This window comes from Paenibacillus sp. FSL R7-0297, assembly GCF_038009025.1.
Lineage (GTDB): Bacteria > Bacillota > Bacilli > Paenibacillales > Paenibacillaceae > Paenibacillus_AQ.
On sequence record NZ_JBBPAQ010000001.1, the window covers coordinates 4,371,250 to 4,393,235 of the forward strand.

20 protein-coding genes are annotated in these 21,986 nt (G+C 51.5%); 11 read left to right on the forward strand and 9 right to left on the reverse strand.

Annotated features, from left to right (window positions below; translation table 11 throughout):
* Nucleotides 1-111: 111 nt before the first annotated feature.
* From MKZ24_RS19230 to MKZ24_RS19240, 3 genes are all read left to right on the forward strand, one after another.
* A complete protein-coding gene (locus MKZ24_RS19230; RefSeq protein ID WP_042236999.1) occupies nucleotides 112-1,341 on the forward strand; it encodes a glycosyl hydrolase family 8 in 1,230 nt (409 codons plus the stop codon).
* A gap of 419 nt (nucleotides 1,342-1,760) precedes the next feature.
* Nucleotides 1,761-2,771: a 2-oxoacid:acceptor oxidoreductase family protein gene (locus tag MKZ24_RS19235; protein WP_042236998.1), complete on the forward strand. Its 1,011-nt coding sequence runs from the start codon at nucleotides 1,761-1,763 to the stop codon at nucleotides 2,769-2,771.
* A 26-nt stretch (nucleotides 2,772-2,797) separates the two neighbouring features.
* The gene (locus MKZ24_RS19240; RefSeq protein ID WP_042236996.1) at nucleotides 2,798-5,104 is read left to right on the forward strand and encodes a thiamine pyrophosphate-dependent enzyme; all 2,307 of its coding nucleotides are present in this window, start codon (nucleotides 2,798-2,800) and stop codon (nucleotides 5,102-5,104) included.
* Between the two features lie 71 nt (nucleotides 5,105-5,175).
* Here MKZ24_RS19240 and MKZ24_RS19245 read toward each other — a convergent pair whose 3' ends face one another.
* The 4 genes from MKZ24_RS19245 to MKZ24_RS19260 are packed head-to-tail and all read right to left on the reverse strand — an operon-like array spanning nucleotide 5,176 to nucleotide 10,102.
* Nucleotides 5,176-5,934: an ABC transporter ATP-binding protein gene (locus MKZ24_RS19245; RefSeq protein WP_042236995.1), complete on the reverse strand. Its 759-nt coding sequence runs from the start codon at nucleotides 5,932-5,934 to the stop codon at nucleotides 5,176-5,178.
* 4 nt (nucleotides 5,935-5,938) lie between these two features.
* A complete protein-coding gene (locus MKZ24_RS19250) occupies nucleotides 5,939-8,269 on the reverse strand; it encodes an FtsX-like permease family protein (protein ID WP_042242707.1) in 2,331 nt (776 codons plus the stop codon).
* Complete coding sequence (locus tag MKZ24_RS19255; protein WP_042236992.1) at nucleotides 8,259-9,422, reverse strand: sensor histidine kinase; 1,164 nt, start codon at nucleotides 9,420-9,422, stop codon at nucleotides 8,259-8,261. Before MKZ24_RS19255 ends, MKZ24_RS19250 begins: the two co-directional genes overlap by 11 nt.
* Complete coding sequence (locus MKZ24_RS19260; protein ID WP_081956568.1) at nucleotides 9,419-10,102, reverse strand: response regulator transcription factor; 684 nt, start codon at nucleotides 10,100-10,102, stop codon at nucleotides 9,419-9,421. The genes MKZ24_RS19255 and MKZ24_RS19260 overlap by 4 nt, the downstream gene beginning before the upstream one ends.
* 269 nt (nucleotides 10,103-10,371) lie before the next feature.
* On the opposite strand from MKZ24_RS19260, the gene MKZ24_RS19265 reads away from it, so the two are divergent.
* From MKZ24_RS19265 to MKZ24_RS19280, 4 genes are all read left to right on the forward strand, one after another.
* Complete coding sequence (locus MKZ24_RS19265; RefSeq protein ID WP_042236988.1) at nucleotides 10,372-11,409, forward strand: ROK family transcriptional regulator; 1,038 nt, start codon at nucleotides 10,372-10,374, stop codon at nucleotides 11,407-11,409.
* 1 nt (nucleotide 11,410) lies between these two features.
* A complete protein-coding gene (locus MKZ24_RS19270) occupies nucleotides 11,411-12,622 on the forward strand; it encodes an MFS transporter (RefSeq protein ID WP_042236987.1) in 1,212 nt (403 codons plus the stop codon).
* Nucleotides 12,622-13,221, forward strand: a complete 600-nt coding sequence (locus MKZ24_RS19275) for a DUF1349 domain-containing protein (protein WP_042236985.1) — start codon at nucleotides 12,622-12,624, stop codon at nucleotides 13,219-13,221. Before MKZ24_RS19270 ends, MKZ24_RS19275 begins: the two co-directional genes overlap by 1 nt.
* A 123-nt stretch (nucleotides 13,222-13,344) precedes the next feature.
* Nucleotides 13,345-13,866 carry a hypothetical protein gene (locus MKZ24_RS19280; RefSeq protein ID WP_042236982.1) on the forward strand — a complete coding sequence of 174 codons (522 nt, stop codon included), beginning with the start codon at nucleotides 13,345-13,347 and terminating at the stop codon, nucleotides 13,864-13,866.
* Nucleotides 13,867-14,005: 139 nt separating this feature from the next.
* Here MKZ24_RS19280 and MKZ24_RS19285 read toward each other — a convergent pair whose 3' ends face one another.
* The 5 genes from MKZ24_RS19285 to MKZ24_RS19305 form a co-directional block, all read right to left on the reverse strand.
* Entirely contained in the window at nucleotides 14,006-14,824 is an 819-nt protein-coding gene (locus MKZ24_RS19285) for an ABC transporter permease (RefSeq protein WP_042236979.1), read from the reverse strand.
* Entirely contained in the window at nucleotides 14,821-15,843 is a 1,023-nt protein-coding gene (locus MKZ24_RS19290; protein WP_442950490.1) for an ABC transporter ATP-binding protein, read from the reverse strand. The genes MKZ24_RS19285 and MKZ24_RS19290 overlap by 4 nt, the downstream gene beginning before the upstream one ends.
* Nucleotides 15,844-15,864: 21 nt before the next feature.
* Nucleotides 15,865-16,662, reverse strand: coding sequence for an ABC transporter permease (locus MKZ24_RS19295; protein ID WP_340785574.1), 798 nt, complete (start codon nucleotides 16,660-16,662; stop codon nucleotides 15,865-15,867).
* 31 nt (nucleotides 16,663-16,693) lie between these two features.
* Entirely contained in the window at nucleotides 16,694-17,734 is a 1,041-nt protein-coding gene (locus MKZ24_RS19300) for an ArsR/SmtB family transcription factor (protein WP_340785575.1), read from the reverse strand.
* A 206-nt stretch (nucleotides 17,735-17,940) separates the two neighbouring features.
* The gene (locus tag MKZ24_RS19305) at nucleotides 17,941-18,456 is read right to left on the reverse strand and encodes a MogA/MoaB family molybdenum cofactor biosynthesis protein (RefSeq protein ID WP_042236973.1); all 516 of its coding nucleotides are present in this window, start codon (nucleotides 18,454-18,456) and stop codon (nucleotides 17,941-17,943) included.
* 181 nt (nucleotides 18,457-18,637) lie between these two features.
* On the opposite strand from MKZ24_RS19305, the gene MKZ24_RS19310 reads away from it, so the two are divergent.
* From MKZ24_RS19310 to MKZ24_RS19325, 4 genes are all read left to right on the forward strand, one after another.
* Entirely contained in the window at nucleotides 18,638-19,648 is a 1,011-nt protein-coding gene (locus tag MKZ24_RS19310) for a CobW family GTP-binding protein (RefSeq protein ID WP_340785578.1), read from the forward strand.
* Nucleotides 19,649-19,741: 93 nt separating this feature from the next.
* Nucleotides 19,742-20,089: a four-helix bundle copper-binding protein gene (locus MKZ24_RS19315; RefSeq protein ID WP_042236968.1), complete on the forward strand. Its 348-nt coding sequence runs from the start codon at nucleotides 19,742-19,744 to the stop codon at nucleotides 20,087-20,089.
* A 214-nt stretch (nucleotides 20,090-20,303) separates the two neighbouring features.
* Entirely contained in the window at nucleotides 20,304-21,269 is a 966-nt protein-coding gene (locus MKZ24_RS19320) for an ABC transporter ATP-binding protein (RefSeq protein WP_340785581.1), read from the forward strand.
* Nucleotides 21,266-21,976, forward strand: coding sequence for a hypothetical protein (locus MKZ24_RS19325; protein ID WP_340785582.1), 711 nt, complete (start codon nucleotides 21,266-21,268; stop codon nucleotides 21,974-21,976). The genes MKZ24_RS19320 and MKZ24_RS19325 overlap by 4 nt, the downstream gene beginning before the upstream one ends.
* Nucleotides 21,977-21,986 lie beyond the last annotated feature (10 nt).

The window sequence follows — 21,986 nt, forward strand, 5'->3', positions numbered from 1 at the left end:
ACAGTTGGGCGGATACTCCATGTGAGGGGGTGAGCTTTTCCTAAGGCAGTTCGTTTGTGATTGCAATGGATTCGAAGCCATATCGACCAAATCATGAGGAGTGAATGCGTTATGAATAAGCAAGGGAAACGCAAGCTGCACTGGAAAAGTCTGATGCTTCTTTGTCTGGCGCTCTTTATCCTGCCTGCCGGGTCCGCTTTCGCCGCAGTGAACAAACCGTTCCCGCAGCATACGACCTATACGGCCGGAACCATCAAACCGAATAATGTTACGCAGACGGTTATGGATAATGCGGTTAAGACCAAATGGGATGCCTGGAAGGGTGCATATCTCAAACCGGCCGGGACAGGCAAATATTATGTTAAATATAATTCAGACGGGGAGACCGTCTCTGAAGCGCATGGCTACGGCATGCTGTTCACTGTCCTGATGGCCGGTTACGACACCAATGCGCAGAACTACTATAACGGACTCTACAATTATTACACAGCACATCCAAGCTCCATCAATCCTTATCTGATGTCCTGGAAACAGAACAGCAGCTTCCAGAATATCGAAGGCGAGGATTCCGCAACGGATGGTGATATGGATATTGCGTACTCGCTGCTGCTGGCTCACAGACAATGGGGAAGCAGCGGGACGATCAACTATTTGCAGGCAGCTACTAACATCATTAATGCAATCATGGATAATGAGATCAATCAGACCCAGTGGACCATCCGCCTGGGGGACTGGGCGAACAGCGGTTCATACAATACAGCAACCCGTCCTTCCGATTTCATGCTCAGCCATTTGAAGGCCTTCCAGTCCGCTACCGGCGATGCCCGCTGGCAGAATGTAACGGATAAGACTTATACGATTATTAACAACCTCTATACCGGTTATAGCTCTACCACCGGTCTGCTGCCAGATTTCGTAGTCTACTCCAGTAACACCTATAAACCGGCCGCAGCGAATTTCCTGGAGGATGCCAACGACGGCAATTATAACTACAATTCATGCCGTACCCCGTGGCGGATTACCACCGATTATTTGCTCACAGGCGATAACCGTGCCTTGTCCCAGCTGAATCAGCTGAACAGCTGGATCAAGACTAAGGTAAGCAATACTCCGGGCAACATCAAGGACGGCTACAAGCTGAACGGAACCACTTTCGGCAGCTACAACAGCGGCGCGTTCTATGCTCCGTTCGGCGTAAGTGCGATGACTTCATCAGGCAACCAGAGCTGGCTGAATTCACTCTGGAGCCATACGTCAGGCAGCGCGGCAGAGGATTATTATGAAGACAGCATTAAGCTGTTCTCCATGATCGTAATGTCCGGTAACTGGTGGACTTACTAAGCGTTTTTATTCTTGATATGATCCAAAGACGAAATCCGGGTGATCTCTGATCACGGGTTTCGTCTTTTTTCATAATGGGCGCCTGTGACATTTATCATGAAATCTGTGATAAATTTAACATCTTAATTTTTAATTTTATTGCTAAATTAAGGGTGACATTGGTTCCACTTCATCCTTGGGAAAACGCGGAATTACACACAATTTTCACAATTTGTCGTTTTTATGGCAGATTACCTTCTATTGAAGTAACGCCGCGCTGTCGCGTATAAAGAAATCCATTGAAATCCATAAAGAATTGTGATTCCCAAAGCGTGGAAAATGCAAGATATGTCACTTCGCGGCTTACAATTTCAAGTTACAATCGTTGAAAAAGTCAAAAGGATGTTATTCTTCTTGACACTAAGAAAGGGGTTATGTCGGTGGTACAATTGCCAAAAGTAAATGAGCTCGGTTTCTTTGAGATTCGTCTCGAATCTATTGGAGGCCTGGGTGCGAACCTTGCCGGTAAGATGCTCGCAGAAGCGGGTGTAGTCGGCGCAGGACTCAATGGCGTCAGTTTTTCATCGTATGGTTCGGAAAAGAAGGGGTCGGCGGTTAAAGCTCATATCCGTTTCTGCGATATGGACACTCATATCCGTGATACCTCCCCGGTAGAACGTCCGCATGTTGTAGGTGTTTTTCACGAAGCGCTTGCCAAGACCGTTAACGTAACCAGCGGAATTCATGAACACAGTACCGTTCTTGTGAACTCGGCCAAGACGCCGGAAGAACTCAAAGAACTGCTGAAGATGAAGGCCGGTACGATTGCAGTAATCGATGCCACCAGCATCGCGCTGAAAGAGAAGAACCGGGTGAATATGGCGATGCTTGGCGCGCTGTTCCGGCTCTGTCCGTTCCTGGATACCGATATTATGAAGGGCGTTATTGAGAAATCGCTCGGCAAGAAATATCCGCAGGCGGTCCAGTCGGCCATTACGACCTTTGACCGTGGCTATAATGAAGTGAAATTCCTGCATTTCGAGCTGGCTGCCGGCGACAGCATGCCGGTGTATGTCCGCTCCGATATTTCCGCTCTCGGCTACGAGACTCAGCCGATAGGCGGCACCATCACGAACCCGGGCGGCAGTTTCCTGAAGAACCTCAGCATCTCCCGTTCCGGTATGCTTCCGGTCTATGAGAATGAGTCCTGCATCAACTGCGCACAGTGTGACACGGTATGTCCGGATCAATGCTTCGTATGGGAAGAACGGCTGGACCGCAAGGGCCGTTCACAGATGTTCCTGCTCGGCATTGACTATCAATATTGCAAAGGCTGCCTGAAATGCATCGGCGCCTGCCCGACCTCGGCGCTCTCCAGCACCCGGGAGAAGGAAGGCTATGCAGACAGCCATACCGTGAAGCATACGTTTGATCTGGTTACTCAAGTCTAAATTTCGGAAGAAAGGTGGAATGAATTGTGGCTATTGATTATGAAAAAGAAGTAGGCTCCGCAAAAGTGGAGCAGAAATTCCTATATGAATCAGGCAATGAAATGGCTGCTTATGCCGCCCATCAGATTAACTATCATGTTATGGGGTATTTCCCGATCTCGCCGTCGACGGAGGTTGCCCAGTTCCTCGATACCATGAAAGCCAGCGGCCAGCATGACATTATGCTGGTGCCTTCCGATGGGGAGCACAGCTCCGCCGGGATCTGTTACGGCGCTTCAACAGCAGGCGGCCGTGTGTTCAATGCTACCAGTGCTCAAGGGTACATGTTCATGCTGGAGCAGTTGCCTGTACAAGCAGGTACGCGGATGCCTATGGTTATGAACCTGATCTGCCGTTCGATCTCGGGTCCGCTGAATATTCACGGTGACCATTCCGACTTGTATTTCGCCCTGAACACCGGCTGGCCGATCCTGATGTGCCGTGATCCGCAGTCCGTATATGATATGAATCTGATGGCATTGAAGCTTGCGGAGCATGCCAAGGTCCGCCTTCCGGTTATGGTTGCTTCCGACGGTTATTTCACCTCTCACCAGAAGCGCCGTGTGCAGGCTTTTGCCCACCGCGAGGATGTTCACAAGTTCGTAGGCGAGCAGCCGCCAGTTGGCTTCACAGATACGCTGGACCGCAATAACCCAGTTACTGTAGGTCCTTATATGAACGAACCGGATTATATCAACAACCGTTATCAGCAGTCGGTAGCCATGTACAATGCCGGTGACGTGTTTGAAGAGATCGCAGCGGAATTCGCTGTGCTGACAGGCCGCCATTATCCCATGATCGAGCAGTACCGGATGGAGGATGCCGATGTGGCCGTATTCCTGATGAACTCCGCTTCGGAGATTATCAAGGATGTAGTTGACCAGCTGCGTCTGCAAGGAATCAAAGCGGGAGCGATCTCCCCGAATATGATCCGCCCGTTCCCGCAGAAGCAGATTGCTGAAGCGCTGAAGAATGTCAAAGCCATTACTGTAGGTGACCGTGCGGATTCCGTCGGCGGACACGGCGGCAATATGGTTAACGAAATTAAGGCTGCATTGTTCACCTACGGCAACACTACCACTAAGGTAATCAGCCGTATCTACGGACTGGGCGGTAAAGACTTCTATGCTGAAGACGGCCATCACTTCTTCCAGCTCGCAATGGATGCCGTGGTAGCGGACCGCGTAGAAGTGCCGTTTGATTACTACGGACATAATCCGGGAGCGCCGGAGAATGCGCCGAAGCGTCTGCTGAAGCCGATGAACTTTGATCTGTTGAAGACCGGACTGATTACGGTGAACAAGAATGAAGAAACAGGTAAGCTGGCCGTGAAGATTCCGCCGATCCGCTCCCTGATGAAGAAGCCAAGACGTCTGTCTCCGGGACATGGCGCATGTCCGGGCTGTGGTATTTTCTCCGGCCTGGAGCTGTTCTTCAAAGGGATTGAAGGGGATATCGTAGCGCTGTATCACACCGGCTGTGCCATGGTTACAACTACCGGCTATCCTTATTCGTCACATAAATCAACGTTCATCCACAACCTCTTCCAGAACGGTGCAGCTACGCTGTCCGGTGTGGTCGAAATGTTCTGGGAACGCAAACGCCGCGGCGAGCTGGACGGCCTGGGGCTGCAGGATGACTTCACCTTCGTTATGGTAACCGGTGACGGCGGTATGGACATTGGTATGGGTCCGGCGATTGGCGCTGCGCTGCGCGGCCACAAGATGATTATCGTGGAATACGATAACGAGGGCTACATGAATACAGGTGCACAGCAGTCCTATTCCACACCGCTCGGACACCGTACTTCGACTTCGAGCATCGGCAAAACCCAGCAGGGCAAGCTGACCCAGCATAAGGACACTGCACAGATTATGGCTGCGACCAATATCCCTTATGTCTTCACCGGCTGTGAAGCTTACCCGCAGGATCTGCTGAAGAAGGCTGCGAAGGCTCAGTGGTATGCTCAGAATGAAGGTCTCGTCTATGGCAAGATTCTGATCGCCTGTCCGCTCAACTGGATGAGTGAAGACAAAGACGGTACAGATATCGTCTCCCTGGCCGTTGAGTCCTGCTTCTTCCCGCTCTATGAAGTAGAGCAGGGCATGACCAACATCACGTATAACCCGGAAGACAAGGAGAAACGGATTGAAGTCTCCGCCTGGCTGAAGACTATGGGCAAAACGCGCCATCTGCTGAAGCCGGAGAACGAGCCTGCACTGCGTAGCTTCGAGAATGAGGTACAGCGCCGCTGGAGCCGTCTCAAAGCGAAACATGAGCATCCGGATTTGTAAGGCTTAACCTAAGCACCACTATAATTAGCCATCATTCATACCCGCCCGGCAGAGATTCTCTGCCGGGCTATTTAAATACCCACAGCCGCCATCCCGGCGAGTACCTTGTCCCCTCTCGCCTCCATATCCGTGCCGCTGAACTTTGGTAGCGGTAGTTCGGAAACGATACTTCCGTCTTTCGTAAACAGAACCCTGTCAGCCCTGGCCGCGACTTTCGCATCATGGGTCACAAGCAATATGGCTGTGCCCTCTTGATTAATAACCACCAGTAGCCCCATGATTTCATCCGCTGACTTTGTGTTGAGCGCGCCGGTCGGCTCGTCGGCAAAGAGTATCTCCGGCGCATTCATCAGGGCGCGGCAGATGCCGGCCCGCTGGAGCTGGCCACCCGATACCTCTGTGATATCCCTGCCTTCCAAACCGGAAATTCCCGTTTTCTTCATTAGGGCTTTGGCCTTTTGTGAGATTTTCGCTGTATCCTTGTAGCCCTCATGCGCGGCGGGGAGAATAATATTATCCAACAGATTTAAATTTCTCAGCATAGTGGGCTGCTGAAAGACAAAGCCCATCTTTGTCCGGCGAATATCTGCAAGCGCGTTTTCGCGGAGTTTAGATAGTTCGGTATGGCCAAATTTCACCGATCCGCCTGTAATCTCGTCCATGCCGCTGAGCGCGAACAACAGTGTGGATTTCCCCGAACCTGACGGCCCCATCACGGCAACAAACTCGCCTTTTGCTATTTCCACGTTTACTCCGTTCAATGCCGTGACCTGCTCCTTACCCTTGCCAAAGGTTTTCACGATATTATTGCCTGTGATAATGTTATTCATAAGGTTAAGTCTCCTTAATATGTTCGGAAATTTGTAGTGTACGGATGCCGGAGACGCCCAGCATGGTGGCGTAGATGACGCAACCCGTAATCAGCAGAGGTGAGGCGAGATAGACAAACCATGGATCTACCGCGAAATGGAAGGTTGCTGCGCCAAAGGAAGAGACGATGGCTACACCCACAAGCTCACCCAGCGTGTTTGCCAGAAGCGTTCCGATGAAGACGCCCAGCGCCAGCACGGTTATGGAGCGTGTAAGATACTGCCCGCGAATATCCGCACAGGTGAAGCCCATTGATTTCAGGATGGCGATGGGATATCGGTCTTTCGCTACCAGCATTTTCATAAACAGCACCGTAACCAGCAGTGTAAGCAGGACGGTTGCCAAGGCAGCGACAACGGAAGCCATTTTGATGGAATCCCGTATAGATCCGAGCATCTGCCCAATGCTTTCGTCGATGCCGGTAACCTTGGCGAAGGGCAACTGTTCCCTGTACTGTGATATTGCTGTCTGTACACTCTTACGGTCACGGAACGTGGCGGCCAGCCCAACGCTCAATACCTCTCTGTTGTTAACGGTAAAAGTGGCTTGCGCCGTTCGGCCACCGCTCGTGACATCAGAGTAAATCCCGCACACCGTCAGATGCTTTTCTGCTCCGTCAACGATCAAAATGATGTCATCCCCAACGGCTGTTTCAAGGTCTTCGGCATTGAGGACGGAAAGGGCGATTTCCGATTCTGACTGCGGCGCATGGCCCTTGGAGTAGGTGATAGGATAGGCGGAGTAGTCACCAATCGTCACCCGCAGCTTCTCCATCGTTCCATCGTCCGCTTTCCGGTCTAACATCATACCGGTGAACACAGCATACTTTTCCACATTCTTGTCCTCCGCCAGCATTTCAGCAACTTCAGCCGCCTTCCCCGATACATCCTCCACCTGTGTACGCATCACCCCGATATTAACATCGCTAATTCCCATCCCCATGTAGGTGATGAAGCTTTCCGCAGAAATTGTGCTGCTGATATTGTGCGGTACAATCATAATGAATGAGGATATGACCAGTACCATCAGCATGGTGGCATACAGCTTTTTCCGGGTAAGAACATCTTTGATTCCAAGAAAGATATTCCGGGAAAAAAGCCTGTTATTGCTCAGCCGGAAGCTTCTGGCAGGTTTCGATTGTTCCGGCGCTGAGCCGAACCGCGCCGCCTGCGCTGCAGATATGTTGCGGAAACGCCGCAACACCCCGTTCACATACAGCATGACAACCCCGCTGATAACTGTGGCCCCCGCAAGACCGCAGAGCAGGCCGGGTAACGGGCTGCTGCTCTCTCCCATATATAGACGGATATTTTGCATGAAAGGAATTTGGAGCGGCAGGGAGGCGAGATAACCCAGCGCGCAGGCTGCCCCTGAGATAGCACCGTATTTCGCAAGGTAAAGCTTTTTAATCTGTGATACCCGTATCCCTATAGCCTTCAGTGCGCCTATTTCCTTATAATCCTCTTCAATTTTAGCCAGAAGCGTTAACCGGATGCACAAAAATGCCACGATGATTACGAGGGTGCCTATCAACACCAGCACGGCAATGGTTATACCATCTGTAATGCCATTTATCATCTTTACTTGTGGGTAAGTGATCGCGGGGGGGCCGTTCGACGGAAGCCCCGCATTAAGATAGGCTGCCTCGAAAGCAGGGAAGGAAACATCCTCCGCCAGCCGGAACTCGATAAGGTTCTCTAACTGTCCGAAATCACGGACTTTATCAAAATCCGCTTGGCTCACAAGGAACCGTTTGGAGCTTACCATCGCCGCGTTCATGATAGAATCCCGTAAAAATCCTGCGACGGTAAAGGAAATGCCATGAATGATCACCTTGTTGCCAAGTGCCGCGTTTCCAGCCTGCCTGTAATAGATGGGGAGATAGATTTCGCCGTCGGCCGGCTGGATGATTTCACCGTTTAAGTTAAGCAGGAAGTCGAATTTCTCGCCCTGTACGGAAAGGCCGTTATCCTGTATGCTCCCGACAAGGGAACCGTCCCCGATGACAATGTCCGCACCTTCAAGGTTAAGGAACTTAAGCACCTGATAGTCCTCTACGCTGTCGTTAGCGTCCGCGAAGCTTCCCAACTGTTCCATATCAATATCGCCTGTGTGCATCTGCATGAAGTGGGGCGCCTTTGCCGAAAGAAGCATATTGTCGATAGCACCGAACAGGTTTACTGTCAGCGATGCAGCCAAAGCAGTCAGCATGGCGGCAATCAGGATAAATGCCGTAATCATCGCGGTAATCAGCTTGCTTTTGCGTATATCATTTTTGATCATTTTACGATACATCTTCATCCCTCAGTCTTTCTGTGTCTTGAAACTTTGAAACTTTGGGGAAACACAGGACAAACATCTTGGTATAGGGTGAGGGGGCGTCCCATACAAAGACCTCACCAGAATGGTGTTCCATCACCTTTTTTACAATGGCTAGCCCAAGTCCTGTTCCACTGCTGGTACTTCTTGAATCACTGCCGGATACAAAAGGCTCGAACAGACTCCCGGCAATCGTCTTGGGGATAGTTGTTCCGTTATCGGCAACATGTATTTCGATACAGCCGGATTCCTCCTTCAGCCCCACGTATAATAAGCTGCCGCTCGGGTTATGGCGGATTGCGTTGGTCAGCAGATTGCTGATAGCCCTGGCAATTTCCAGCGAATCCGCCATATGAAATACTGGATGATCCGGCAACCGCAGCTCCAAGTTCATCAGCTTGTTTTCGATTTCACCGAACAAAGCGGCACAAGATGCGCGAAGCAGCTCTACAAGGTCAACCTTGGCAACATTTAACCGGTACTTCGGCGTACCCAGCTTGGAATAGGAAAGCAACTGGTCAATTAATTGGTTCATCTGTCCGGATTTCGCTTGAATCGCCAGATGGTATTCCCGCTGTTTGTCAGGTTCCTCAACCATACCGCTTGCCAAAGCCCCAGCGTATCCGGAAATCGTCGTCATGGGGGTTTTTAAGTCATGGGCAATGTGCGAGAAAAGCCGCATCCTTTCATTTTCCATGGTCATTCGCTGTTCTTCGGAATCTTTCAGCTTTCGCGCCATATAGTTGAAGGCGTCCCGCATGTCCCCAAATTCCGTTTCTGTTTCAAAGTCTAGTATAGTGTCCAGGTGGCCGGCGGTAACTGCCTTGAAGCCTTCTTCCATTTTCTGAATGGGTTCCATGATTCTCTTGTTGATTCCGCGCCCAAAAAGGACAATCCCAATCAGATATACTCCAGCTGTAATAAGATTCCAGAATACTGAAAGTGTGATTTGAAGAGATTCTGTCCCCTCGCCCAGAGGGGAAGACGCCAGCTCCGAGAGATTCATCCCGTTATTCAATGTATACAGACTGAATAAAAACTCCAACACCAGAAGCGTTAGTGCAATTCCGATGGTGTAACCTATGAATCTGTGTATGATGACTCTTTTGAAACTGCGTCTGTTCTTCATGTACGCACCTCCAGACGATAACCTAATCCCCGCACAGTTCCAATGGATACCGCGCCTCCGGGAAGTTTACTGCGCAGCTTGCTGATGGCGACCATCACTGTATTGTCGTCTACGATGGCGGTCTCCTGCCATGCAGCCTCATAAATCTGCTGTTTGGTGTATACACGACCGGGACTTTGCATAAACAGCTTCATTATGTTAAATTCTGTCGCTGTAAGAGGAATTGCCCCGTTGCCAAGGCTAAGAATGCAAGCCGAAACATCCATACACAATGCGCCTGCCGTCAGCAGATCCGCTTCTCGATCCGACACACCTCCGTCATAACGTCGTAATTGAGCTTTGATCCGGGCAGTAACCTCCAAAGGGTCAAAAGGCTTTGTTACATAATCGTCTGCGCCAAGATCAAGCCCCAGAATTTTCTCGTGATTTTCCGTTTTGGCGCTGACGACAATAATAGGAAGATTACTGTGTTCTCTCAGACCTTTAATAAGCTGATAGCCGTCAAGCTCAGGCATCATAATGTCGATAACCGCCAAATCAATCCGTGTGGACGCAGCCCGTTTAAGCGCCTCCAATCCGTTAGCAGCCTGGATTACGGAGTAGCCGTCCTTCTCGATATACAACCGTAGAAGCTCACGGATTTCCTTCTCGTCATCTACAACCAGAATCGTTTTGTTCACGAGTTCACCTCCCTTCCTGTTCATCATATCCTCGGGGTCGTAAGTTCATTATAGTTGCCTTGCCTTTCAGTAAAATATGACTAACCTTAACATTGTCTTAAGATATTCCAGCGATAACGGCTGTCCAAAGCATAATAATATGCAGGGACTCACCGCCGCAGCGTTGGGTGGAGGTGCGTACCGTTATAGCGTTCCTGAAGCCGGAGTTTTCAATTTGTCTATTTATTTAAATACTTTTATAAAGTATTATATTAATGAGGTGAAAGCAGATGCAGAAGATTGGCGGCAACGCTCTGGTCATTCGAGAAGTAAATATTAATCTGGTGCGGCAGGTGCTGAAGGAAAGAGGGCAGGCTACCAAGCGGCAGATCGCCGAGTATTCCGGGCTAAGTATCGTTACTGTAGGAACCGTACTGCAGATTCTGATGGAGCGGAATGAGGTAACTCTGGGTGGGCAGGTTTCCTCAAGCGGCGGGAGACCGTCACAGCAATACATATATAACGAAGAATTCGCTCTAGCACTGATTGTATTTACACATGAAGAACAGAATGTCATCTATATTCACAGAACCATCGTTACGCTTGCCGGTCGCTGCCTGTTTGAAGACAAAACGGCTGTTCTGCGAGTTGATCTAGCGGCTTTTGAAACCGTAATAGACAGCTCGCTGCAGATGTGCCCCGCTATACAGGCAATAGGGTTAGGACTGCCTGGTGCTGAAGTGGATGGCAAAATGATTGTGTCCGATTATGATGCACTGCTCGGTGTTCCGGTGGCAGAGCATTTCAGGCAGCGTTACGGCAAACCCGTAGTGATTGAGAATGATGTCAACGCTGCAGTGATCGGGTATTGCCGCAGAATGAAGGAGGAGGAAGGTTCAGTTATTTATCTGTATTTTCCCGACCGGTTTGAACCGGGGGCAGGGATCTTTATTAACGGTAAGCTCTATAAAGGCAAACGGGGCTTTGCTGGAGAAGTGGCCAACATACCCTTGGGCATTCCGTGGGGAGATCCCCGTCTGATCTCCTCCTTTGCAGAATTGACTGATGCGATTGCCAGACTGGCGGTAGCTGTCAGCAGTGTGCTGAACCCGGATGCAGTTATCTTGTATGGGAGCTTCCTGAATGAAGGGCATCTGCAGGCGCTTGCGGAGAAATGCGGGGCCCTTCTGCCGGACGCCGCTATTCCGCGGGTGCTGCTATCAGAAGATTTTGCCGCCGATTATATTCAGGGTATGATTGTGCAGACCTTAGGGACTTTGGAACAGGGGCTGAAGCTGACGAAATCTGAAGGGCAGGGTGGATATTGACATGGCAACAGTATTTTTAATTATTATATATTTAGCGTTTATCAGTTTGGGGCTGCCGGATTCCATGCTGGGCGCAGCCTGGCCGATGATGAGGCTTGATTATGGGGCACCGGTCGATACAGCAGGACTGCTCTCCATGATCGTAGTCGCAGGCACAATTATATCAAGTTTGGCCAGCAGCAGCGTGCTGAAACGGTTCGGGACAGGAATGGTTACTTTTATCAGCGTGGCTGTGACCGCTCTGGCTCTGCTGGGTTTCTCTTATTCTTCCTCTGTAGTCTGGCTAGCGGTGCTGGCCTTGCCGCTGGGACTCGGTGCAGGTTCGATCGACACAGGGCTGAACAACTATGTGGCTACCCATTACAAAGCACATCATATGAGCTGGCTACACTGCTTCTGGGGCGTCGGGGCAATGCTCGGGCCGATCATTATGTCGCGTTATATTGCAGGCGGCGAATCCTGGAGAGAAGGGTACTTCATGGTCAGCATGATCCAGTTTGCCCTTGTAGTGCTGCTGTTCGCAAGTCTCCCGTTATGGAAAAGAGCTGGTAAGAGCAGCAGTCCGCAAGCTGGTGAAAAAGTTCAGGAAGGGCTGGTGGCAGTGCCTGCTACGAATGCTTCTTCCGGTAATGTGCTGCGGATTAAGGGAGTAAAGCTGGCGATGATCACCTTCCTGTTCTATTGCGGTGTTGAGGCGACAGTAGGTTTATGGGGCAGCAGCTACCTGGTGAATGTCAAGGATGTATCCCCGGCTACGGCGGCTGGCTGGGTGTCGCTGTACTACGGGGGAATCACTGCTGGGCGGCTGATTACCGGATTCATTACCTTCAGATTCAGCAACCGTGCGCTGATCCGCGGCGGTCTTCTGATTTCGTTGCTAGGTGCGCTGGTGCTGGCTATGCCGCTGCCTGCTGTCTATTCACTGGTTGCGTTTATTCTGATTGGTCTGGGTTCGGCGCCGATCTTCCCATGCATGCTGCATGAGACACCGGCCCGGTTCGGGAAAGAGAATTCCCAGAAGATTATGGGTTACCAGATGGCACTGGCTTATACGGGCGGTGCTTTTCTGCCTCCACTTCTCGGGTGGGTAGCTGCCCGCAGCACTTTTATGATTCTTCCGCTTGTGATGATCGGGTATATTATTGTTATGATGTTAAGTTCTGAGCAGATCAACAGTATGATGAAAAAACGGAAAGAAGAGGTGAGCCTGTAATGAGCATAGTAGAGTGGCAGGATGGAGTATGGAGCAACGAACCGGTGTCCAGCACAAAGATCTCTGGCAAGCTTGTGGTGGAAGCAGCAGAAGGCAGTGATTATTGGCAAAAAACGATGTACGGCTTCCAGCATGACAACGGGCATGCGCTGCTCGCACCTTGGGACGACTCGGAAGCTGTTGAGGTCAGCTTTGTACTGGACGGGTTTACAGGGCTCTACGATCAGGCGGGAATAATGCTGTGGCATAGTGATGACATATGGATCAAAGCCGGAATTGAACTGAATGATGGCGTGCCGCATATCGGCGCGGTTGTGACGGATACGTACTCAGACTGGTCGCTGTCACCAGTTCCGGAATGGACAGGTGAGGTGGTGACTCTACGGGCATCACGGATGAAGGATGCGGTTATCCTTAGGGCGAGAACAGAGAATCATCCTTGGCGGACGATCCGGGTAGCACGTTTTGCTCATGAGAATGGCAAGCAGGCAGGTCCGTTCCTGTGCGCACCAACCCGGCCAGGGCTTCAGGTGACCTTCACCCGCTGGTCAGTCTCAGCCCCGGATATTGATGTGCATACAGATCCGCCTGTACGGTAACGGTACTTCGGTCTGGGCAGCACGCAGATGTGAATGGCAGCGGTTTGCATATTTTTCACACGCTCAGACATCCTATACCTAACAGGAATGAACCTGAGTGTTTGGAAAAGGGGGCTTTTGGCTATGAAGCGCAGATTAGCAGCCATGCTGGCTACCGCACTGACTGCCGGGACACTGCTGGCGGGCTGTTCCGGGGAGCAGGACAAGAAGGAAGCGGGAAGCTACACGACGCAAGCCTATCAGGATGGTACGATGCTGGCCCTTTCACAAGGGAAGGGACTGGACGGCCGGTTCCGCAAGGAGATGCATCAGGCTTTTGCCAGAGAACAAATTAAGCTGACGGATGAGAAATTTACTGAAGACAACAGCGGAAACACGAGTTATCAGTATCTGATTAACAGCCAGCCAGCGCAGAATATTACCCTGCATGTATTCAGCAGTAAGCCTGAGCGGGTGAGCCGGATTGCAAATTGGTATGGCGGATTGCAGGTATCGGAAACTTCCGGGGCCAGAACAGAGATCTACAACAAGGACAATACCTCGCTCGTCTATACATCCATGGGCAAGGAGAAGGGGAAATACTCGAAGAAGGTAAAGAGCCTCTTCACTGGACTTCTGGAACATTTGGGCACACATGCTCATTAATACATGAAAACGCTAGCCGTACAGAAACCGCCCGCAGACCTTATGACAGCATTGCTGCATGAAGCCTGCGGGCGTTTTTTTGTGATGCATATCCGTTATTTTCCGGTGAATTTCATTTCCCTGGAGATCCGGGCCGGCGCTAGAACAAGCTCCAATTGCCTTTCAGTCTGGCATGGTGCTCCGCACGGTACAGCACATAACGGGTGCATCCCGCAAGTACTATGCTGCCCGCGGCCAGGATGCCAAGAGCCCACCACCAGGTGGCCCCGATGGTGCCGTACAAAGCTCCTCGTACCAGGATTAGGCTGTAGGTCACCGGGAATAGTGTGGAGACTCCGGTTGCCCAGGCCGGGAAGACCGCTGGGGGGATCCGTACTCCGCCGAATAATTCCATCGGTGTCTGGAAGATATAGTAGAGAAATGAAGATTCACGGGAGAACAGCGACACTGCGCTGAGCAGAGCACCCCAGACCACGGCCGCAACCATAATCAGCAGCAGCGCAAGCGTCAGCGCCGTCCAATTGACGCTTGAAATATCAGACACAAATACAAAGGTCAGCAGGGAGAAGACGGCGAACATCCAGATTCCGTGCATAAGCGAATACAGGGAGCGTCCGTACAGAAAGGCTATTTTGGGAGCAGGTGTAAGGAATACCGTCTCCACAGTACCGTCTTTGCGTTCCTGCTCAAAAATCCAGGCAGCTTCAACCACCGTCCAGAACAGCTGGAACACCAGATACCCGCTGAGCAAAAACAAAGGAATGCGTTCATCCGGTATGATCCGCGAGAGGACGGAGCCTTCCCCGGTCCTGTAGGGCTTCATGGTGTAATAGGAGGTCAGGAAGCTGAGCGCAGGCCAGAATAGCAGGGAGAAGAAGGTTGCCCTTCCTTTCCTGCGGTTCCGGTGCTGCTTGGACAGCTCGGCGGCAATCGTCGTCCATAATCCACCGGGTCTCATGATGCCCGGTCCTCCGACAGCAGAATAATGGCATCCTCCAACGTTGGTTTATCGCAGGAGAAACTGTGGATACGCAGCCCGTGTTCACTTACCCAGGGGAGCAGCTCTGTGATCAGCGTATCAGCTACCGGAGTTTGTACAGAAATCCGGTACGTTGTATCTTCTCCGGAAGAAGTCTGGCTGGCGGCATTCTCTCCGACAACCAGCTGTGCGGGATGCCCAAGCTCAGTCAGATGAGACACCAGCTGCGGACGAAGCTGCTCATCCCATCCGCTTACCTCGAGATGGGCAGATTGAGAACCGGCAATCTGCCGGACAATAGCCTCCGGCTTGTCGCACAGCAGAAGTTCCCCGCGGCTAAGTACGTATACCCGGTCACATAGCTCTTCAACCTCCTGAAGATAATGGCTGGTCAGCAGAATACCTTTACCCTGCTCTTGGGCTAGCGTCCGAACCGTGCCACGCAATTGACGGGCAATCGGTGCATCGAGTCCAAGTGTAGGTTCATCCAGGAATAAGTAGGCAGGGTCATTAATCAATCCTCTGGCGATCTGGAGCCGCTGCTTCATCCCTTTGGAATACTGCTCTACAGGCTGGTCAGCTGCTTCCGCCAGCCCGACTTCATTCAGAAGCCGGGTGCTTTCCATCCGGATTGCAGTGCTGCTAAGACCGTAGAGTCTGCCGAAATACTCCAGATTCTCCCTGCCGGTGAGCCGCCAGTACAGCATTCGTTCACCACCGGGAATCATGTTTACCTTCGATTGGATAGCTTTCCGGTTATCGGCCATGGAGAGTCCATCCACCTCTATACTTCCTGAAGTCGGATCAAGCAGGGTTGAGAGCATGCGGATGGTTGTAGTCTTGCCTGCCCCGTTCAGCCCGAGCAATCCGACAACCTCACCCGGTGCAATGGTCAGGGTCAGCGCTTTGACTGCCGCTTGTATCCTGGTTTCGGAGCGGAACAGACCGAGTCTATGTTTGGTCTGATAGATTTTGGTTACCTCGTTCATGCAGATCACTTGAATATCAGCCTCCTGAGTTTAGAATTTCTCGAATAAACTGCGTTCAACCCGGTTAGTGCACCACAATCCAACTACAATATAGACCAGGCTAAGTAGCAGTGCAGGCAGCATATCCGGAAATGATACCGCGTTACTGGTCAGCAGTGCTCCGCGCAGAAGCTGGAGCGAGGAGGTCAGCGGGAAGATCTCCGCTACATTTTGCAGGGAACGGGGGAGATACTGTCTTGGAAACTGGAAACCGCAGAGCAGGGTAGTTACGGCAAATAGTGTATTCTGTACGATGTATGTATCACGTGTGAACAGCATTACACTGCCCAGCACCAGCGCCATGGCATAGGTAGAGAGAATAAACAACAATGCGCCTAACAGCACGGATAGCAGGTGAGGAGAGGGGAGCCGCAGTCCGGCCAGAATGCCAAAAGCCAGTACAGTGATCAGCACAATGCCGCTGCGGTAAAATTGCTGAACGGCCGTTCCTAGAAAATAGCCATTCCGGCTTGAAGGGGAGAGCAGAAGCGCCTCAAGCGTTCCTTCCCGCCATTCGGTAATCAGCGCCCGCGATACGTTCATCATCATGCTGATGCAGAAAATATTCATAGTACCGCCAATGATGGCAAAAGCCAGATAGTTATTGGTTCCGGTATAGAGTGCGAACCTGTCATCTAAATCGCCTTGTATTAAATAGACATACGAGAAATAAGAGACCAGGACCAGATAAGCCCCTTCAATAATATGCCCTAAAGTGAAGTTCCAGGGAAAAGCCCTGAGATTGGCTCTCTGGTTCCTGAGCGCTGTTGCAATTGCGGTTTGCCACACGTGTGAACAACTCCTTATTCAGGGATCAGCTTCATTGTTCAAAATACTGCCTCTGCAGAACAATCAAGCTGTCGAACGCCTCCTTGTCACTGGAGTAAAACAAATAGTTCCCTTTGCGCTGCGAACTTACGAGTCCGGATTCACTCAGCAGCTTGAGCTGCTTCGATACCGCTGCCTCCGAGATGCCCATTATGGGAGCAAGCTGCTTCGTGCAGTGCGGAGCTTGCCATAGCAGCTTCAGTATGCGCAGGCGCGTCGCATCGCCAAGTCCCTTGAACTGGCGCAGCAGATCCGCCGGAGGCGCTTCGCTGAAGGACAGGCCGGGAATATCGACAGCGAGCGGCAGCACAAGCCTGTCTCCGGTCCAATCGATCAGCAGATGAGGGAAGATGAAGGTGGAGGGAAGTACATAGATCAGCTGTAATTGTTCATATTCAAAATGATAAGTGACCGCCTTTTGTGCAGTGATGGTTCCTTCAGCGGCGTGCAGCCGGGGATGCAGGGAATTCAGCGCCCGCTCCGCAGAACGGGAGACCGAGTCCTGAAACTCTGCGGCTGCAGTATGGATCCATGGCTGGACATACTCCCACTCCTTGCGGAAGTAGTCCTGTTCATAGGTTTCCAGTGTTGTGAACAGCTGTGTGCGTACTTCATTCAAATGCTGCAAAAGGTATCGGGCAGGTTCATCTGGCTGACCTCCGGTCTCGCCGTTTCCCGGCAGCAGTCCATGCTGCCACTCCAGAATGGTGCCGAGAGAAACCTTGCCGTTCAGCAGCACGTGGAGAAGCTCTGTATCAGGCAATGCTTTCAGCTGCCGGATGCCCGCAAGGCTTGACGGGAACGCTCCGTTTCGCCCGGTAAGCATAAGACCCATCCAGCTGTCGGTTAACCGGCCGATAGTATGTATCCCTTCAACCAGCGAAGAAGGCATTACACTTAGCATCTCAACGGCCCACTGCAGGCGTTTGGGGTGATGCTCCGGCTGATGGAGTACATGCAGGCTGCACAGCATTTCATGATAGGGACAGGCAACCGTTTTGATCTTGCGTTGCAATTGTTGGAGTGAGCTCATCTCTTTCCTTTCCGATTAACCATTTAGTTAATCAAAAAACACTTTCGCGTAAAGTGTTCAATAGTATAAGGAGATCTCCAGATGTTGTCAATGCCATTATTGATCCATGCCAAAAAAGGCAAACCTGCAAGCAACGCGCCTCGTTAAAAACGCGGTTGCAGGGTTTGCCTTCAATAAAATAATACATAGGGTGCAGCAATCCGTACTTAGGAGCGCTTATAGATCTCACGCATGACATGGCGCAGCTCAGGAAGGATCAGCCGCTCCATGGCAAGCTTGATTGCACCTGTAGAGCCGGGCAAGGAGAAGACTGCTGTGCTGCCGATTGTACCGGCAATGGCCCGGCTGAGCATGGCAGCGGATCCGATATCTTCGGTAAAGCTGAGCAGCCGGAAAATCTCTCCAAACCCCGGCATCGACTTGTCGAGCAAGGAAGCAACAGCTTCATAAGTGGTATCCCGGGGGGAAATGCCTGTTCCTCCGGTCAGCAGTACAGCTTCGATGCCGGAATGAACGGAGCTTTTGTAGACCAGTTCACGGATATCCTCATAATCATCCTTAATGATCGTGCGGCCGTAAACCGTATAGCCTGCTGTTTCAAGCATATTCTGGATCAGCAGTCCTCCGGTATCGGTCTCCATGGTCCGGGTGTCCGAGACCGTAATGATATAGCAAGCTACTGAATCGGGGGCTTCACGCCGGTGTTCTTCAACGGATGACATGCGAACCAGCTCCTTAATGGTGTTATGAACGGCTTGTAATCCCATGATAGGGGATGGGGCATGCAAAGACAAGTTCAGGCAGCAGCAGGCGGATACCCCGGAAGCTGCAGATGTCTTGCGTAGAGCCGTCCGTTGTAGTACACTCGCTACCATAACTGATTTTTGCGGGGAGCGATTGAACTTGGAACACACATTACCAGTTTACATATTGTCGGGATTTCTCGGCAGCGGCAAGACTACATTACTGCAGCGTCTGCTGGAGCATTGGAAAACGCAAGGCCTCCGGCCGGCGGTAATCATGAACGAGCTTGGCGAGGTTAATCTGGATGGTCTGCTGGTAGAGCAGTCTGTGCCGATGGCAGAGATGCTGGGCGGTTGTATCTGCTGTACCAGCCGGGGCGATTTAAGTACAGAGCTGACCACTCTGGTCAAAAAAGAATCACCGGATGTAGTTGTCATTGAAGCGACAGGCGCAGCGAATCCGCTGGAGATTGTGGACGCTGTTACCGAAACCTCACTATATCAGCAGGTGGAGCTGAAAGGACTGATCACGGTCGTCGATGCGGCCCATCTGTTAGAACTGTACCGTTCCCAGCAGGGGGCTACCTACCGCCTTATGCAGGAGCAGATCCGCTGCGCCTCCGTGCTTATTCTGAATAAGACAGACCGGATCAGTGCAGAGGAAGCTGAAGAGATCTCGGCGGTGCTGCGCAAATGGAATGCGTATGCAGAGATACTGCCCGCTGTACGCTGTGAGCTGGAGCCGGAAGCCCTGCTCGGCAATATCGGTGGAGTTTATTCGGAAGAACGTGGTGTAACAGAAGAGAATGAGCATTGTAAACAGGATGGAGATGCCAGGCAAATGCATGCTTCGCATGATCATGTGATGGCATACACGCATTATTTCAAGAATCCGGTGAACAGCGAGGCCTTCGAACGGTTTGTTAAGGAACTGCCGCGTGACGTCTACCGGGCTAAGGGAATTGTATCCTTTAACGACACCTCGAGCCGGTTTCTGTTTCAATATGCCTACAGGGAAGCGGATTTCATGAAAATCACCCCCCAGGGCGAGGTACCTGATGTCGCCGTATTTATCGGTGAACATTTCTCTTCCAGCGAACTGCGCACAGAGCTTCTGCGGCTGGAGAAACGTCTGCTGGCAAGACCGGCTGCCGTCAAAAGAAGCCTGTAATACCTTCCCCTGAAGCCGGGGGATTGGTTCGTTCCTTTTCTTGCAGGTTAATACATAGGCATACCCTATAATAATTGCAGGAGGTTTAAGGCTATGACCCGAATTCAATATCAGGAATGCATTGATGCTTGTATGAAATGTATGGATGCCTGTAACTATAGCTATGTCTCAAGCCTGAAAGAATATGATTTGGCAGCACTAAGGGAGACCATCCAGCTTGACCGCGAATGTGCTGATATGTGTTCTTTCGCCATCCAGGCAATGACCCGCCAGAGCCCGTTCGTGGTGGAGATTCTCCGGTTATGTGCTGATATCTGTGAGCGCTGTGCGGATACGAGCAGCAGACATGAGCATATACACTGCCAGAAATGCATTGATGCCTGCCGCAGTGCGGCAATGGCCTGCAGACTGGTAAGCGGAGCTGTTGAGGTATACGCATAATACAGATTTTAAGCACTTCCTTATAAAAAAGCAGGGGCCAGACAGGTGCGGGAATCATTCTGCACCTGTCTGGTTTTTTTGTATCCGATATTCAGTAATCTGCGAAATCCAAAAGGAGAAAAGGAAGCTTCCGGCGAATGTAGTAAATAAAGAACTTTGGCTGCCATTTCGTGCGGCCGTTGCCCTAGCGTAAGTTGAAGGAGGCTATAAACGAATGTTCCTTCAGAGTACAGACAGAATTAATATGCCGGAAGATCCGGATGCACGCCCGCTTATTACACTCACCCGGGGAGCCAAGCGGTATGGAGGCCGCCCGGTTCTTCATGAAATATCAATGATTGTCCACCCTGGCACGGCGACGGCGCTCATCGGAAGGAACGGCTCCGGCAAGAGTACTCTGCTCTCCATTCTCGCGGGACTGCTGAGGCTGTCCTCCGGTGAACTTACATACGGCCGTCAAGGGCTGACTACGGGTTATGCGCCCGAAGCGTTTCCGGGACTGAAATTAACAGCAGAAGATTATCTGCACGACATGTGCCGTATTGCCGGGCTCTCCCGGGCGGCAGCGGTATCGCGGGTGAGCGAACTTCTGGATATCTTTAAGCTGGGAGCGTCCCGCAGCCACCCCCTGGCAGGCTTCTCCAAGGGCATGCTGCAGAAGGTCAATCTGATCCAGAGCCTGCTGATCCGTCCGCAGCTTCTGCTTCTGGACGAGCCCATGTCTGGACTGGATCTTCCGGCTCAGCATACTCTGACCGAACTGCTGCAGGAGCTGAAGTCGGAAGGGACGGCACTGGTCTTCTCCGTGCACGAGCCTCAGACCGTACAAGCTCTGGCGGATGCCGTGTATGTACTGCAGGAAGGGCGGATGATCCGGACAATCCATGGAGCAGAGAACCTGCGGACGGTGCCGTCAGTACATATCGTCTACACAGACCTTCCGCCAGTGGAACAACAGGCGGTAAAGGCGTTGCCTGGAGTGCTCCATATGCATCCAGTACCGGATTCTGAAGGTGCAGCCTGTACAGGATTGACTGTAGACCAGAAGATGGCAGATACTTGCCTGCAGCAGATTCTTGCAGCAGGCGGTTCAATTGTTTCGGTTGAACGTCTTGGGGGCTTAAGCGGTATAACAGAGTGGATGGACCCGAAGGAAGAGAACGGGAGTGGATGCGGGTGAAGGCTCTCATCAGATATTTTTTGCGCAGCTACAGTGTCTCCCAGCGGTATTTCGGTCCAATTGCCGGCATTATTATAACTGTGTTAATCTTGTATTCCTATAAGCCTAATCCTGTAATGAACAGCTACTCGGCTACGGCAGTCTTTCTATTTGTAGCCTGCTGCTGGCTGGGGTTAAGCTTTCTGAATCATGAGCATGCGGTACAGAAACAGGTGGTTATCGTCCAGCTCCGCAGTGCCCGCCGTTACAGTATCGGCGGTATTCTTACATTGGGCCTGCTCACCTTGCTGCTGGATCTCTTCATTGTCATCTATCCGGTGGTGACCGGGAGTTTCAATGAACCGGCCGGACTGGACCGGATCCTGCTTGCTTTTACGGGACATGCTCTACTTGGTATGTTGGGTATTGTAGTCTCCCTGTACCTGCAGTCCTCGTGGGTGTCCAGAACCAGCTACGCCGCCGGCTTGATGCTCATCACAATCATTCTGTCCATCAGCGCCAGCAAGGTTGCTGAGCTGGTGCCCGGACCTGTTGTTCCGGTGCTGCTGCCGCCCGTATTTCCGGTGATGGATGCAATGATGAATGCGGATACGCTGCCGGTGTCAACCCTGCTTCGCGCCTATGCCCACGCGCTGGTATACATAATTTTGCTGACCGGATTCTACATTTACCGTTCCGGCCGCATGGACTATAACAAAATAACATGAGCTGTATCCT